This is a genomic window from Pelagicoccus mobilis (genome assembly GCF_016595505.1).
GTDB lineage: Bacteria > Verrucomicrobiota > Verrucomicrobiia > Opitutales > Opitutaceae > Pelagicoccus > Pelagicoccus mobilis.
This window is the reverse complement of record NZ_JAENIL010000129.1, coordinates 1-1,977: the sequence shown is the minus strand read 5'-3', so window position 1 is coordinate 1,977 and position 1,977 is coordinate 1. Positions and strand designations below refer to the sequence as shown.

Annotated in this window: 3 protein-coding genes; all 3 read left to right on the top strand. The window is 45.1% G+C overall.

The annotated features are described in order from the left end of the window. The first annotated feature begins 107 nt into the window (after positions 1-107). The 3 genes from JIN87_RS27855 to JIN87_RS27845 all read left to right on the top strand — a co-directional run bounded on the left by JIN87_RS27855 (position 108) and on the right by JIN87_RS27845 (position 1,759). On the top strand, positions 108-518 hold the full coding sequence (locus JIN87_RS27855; RefSeq protein WP_200360002.1) for a hypothetical protein: 411 nt from the start codon (positions 108-110) through the stop codon (positions 516-518). 572 nt (positions 519-1,090) lie between these two features. Continuing rightward, positions 1,091-1,459: a hypothetical protein gene (locus JIN87_RS27850; RefSeq protein WP_200360000.1), complete on the top strand. Its 369-nt coding sequence runs from the start codon at positions 1,091-1,093 to the stop codon at positions 1,457-1,459. Between the two features lie 18 nt (positions 1,460-1,477). Further along, a complete protein-coding gene (locus JIN87_RS27845; RefSeq protein ID WP_200359998.1) occupies positions 1,478-1,759 on the top strand; it encodes a hypothetical protein in 282 nt (93 codons plus the stop codon). Positions 1,760-1,977 lie beyond the last annotated feature (218 nt).

Genomic DNA, 1,977 nt, shown 5'->3' with positions numbered 1-1,977 from the left:
GGATTGGGCAAAACTCGAGAGAGAACAATCTACCGCCAACCAAACGTCGCTCACAACTCCGGAGGCTCCGCCTCCTACGTCGTGAGGACTCGACGTTCACCACATAAATGAAAAAGAGCTTAGCAATCCTCGGCGTCATTTTGCTGACCATTCCTCTACTTTGGTTGCTCAGTGCCGTGGGGGATGCTTTGGAGATGTCGAGGAACCCTGAATCGATTACGAAAGAAAAGATTATAGACTTAGTCTACTCGTACAAAGGAAGCGGATTCATGGGAATGATGGCGATTATGTGGTTAGGCTTCGTTGTAGATGGTTTTGGATACAGAGAAAGATGGTTATGGAAGACGATGCTTACTTTTGGTTTCGTATGGCTGTTTCACATTCCAACCGGAACGATGGTAGGATTAGCGCTATTTATTTACACCATTGGCAACCGAAAGAAATTCAAAAATAAATCAGGTGAACCAGGCGGTGGTCACAATTCCGGAGGCTCCGCCTCCTCCATCGTGACACCTTAGCGTTGGAAAAACGATGACAGAAAAACAAAACAAAGGTCTCAATGATCTTCTCGATGCAAAGTCGAGCAATATGGAAGTATTCGGAAAATCGACCAGCACGATTTCTCGAAATCTGTCATACGCTGGTATTGCTGTTATTTGGCTGTTCCACTTGAAGGCTTCCTCCTACGTTCAGTTGCCGGGCGAGCTTGTTCTCCCGATTATTTGTTTTCTGAGTTTTCTCTTACTAGACTTCTCTCACGGTTTAGTTTCGCTACTCACTTGGGGGGCAGTCGATCTAAACAAACTAGACCGTCACGCCAACAGGGTAGAAAGAAAAAAAAGATATTCCCTTCTATTTTCGATAAGCGAGCAACCAATTGGAGAAAATCGTACCATTAGGCTACGTACAGAGATTATTTTCCTATTAACACGAATCTTGATTTTGTTTCTAGGGTATATGTGTCTTTTGTCGTTTCTCTTATCTAAGGTTCAAATTACATAGAATAGTATTCCAACCAATCGTGTGAGGTAATTCGATACAGCCGCTGCGGACTTCCTCTCTTACCTCCACTCGACGATATGCAGAACAAATGATTAGCAATCCACAGTTTTACGGTGTCACCATCTTGATTGGGTTCATCGTTTCGCTGGCTTTCCGAACGGAAGATCAAGCACCGAAATGGATGAAGTGGATTTTGATCTGTGCTCCTTTGACTTGGATGCTGCTGGGAATAATTATGATTATGACCGTCGGGGATAAAAGAATAGACGGTATTCAGGATATCCTCACATATTTTGATGCTGGACATTTCTTCGAACCGAACGGTTACAGAAAAGCATTCTTCGTCATAGCTTTCCTTTTCACCACGTACTTCAGCTTACTTTTCAGCTACGGCTGGACAGTAAAAAACAAAGCATATCAAGGCACTGCTCACAACGTGCGCAAGCGCACGCCGTGAGAGCTTAGCGTTCTGGAAATGAAAATAAGGAAGAAAGGCCTACTTGCTATCACCGCTGCCACCTTGGTTCTGGGCGCGTGGGCGTTCCTCGGCGTTTATCAAGACAGAGAATTCTCCGACTACTACCTCTTCACGAAGCACAAGCCCTCATTGAAATTCTACTTTTACGCACCGGTTGGTGAGTCCGAAAAGAAGGTTGAAGATCTACCCGAATTGGAAAGGAAAGAAGAATTAGCATTTGTTGAATACATTCACGAAGGTCGTGGATACGAAAGGAAGATCTACCTGTTTAGCCTATGAATGATCACCAGAACAAATCGCTTCAGGCAACTGCGGCAAACCCCGGCTTCTTTCACTACGTCCCTATGGAAATCAAGCACCCCAGAACCTTTACCCCCAGATCGGGCCTTGTCGCCTGAGCTCGGCGATATGTGAAGAAAGATGAGATGTGACTGTTCCAGTCTAGCCACGGTTCTCTACCTCGATCGAGCCCCGCAAAGATTTGAGAAGAAACTCAA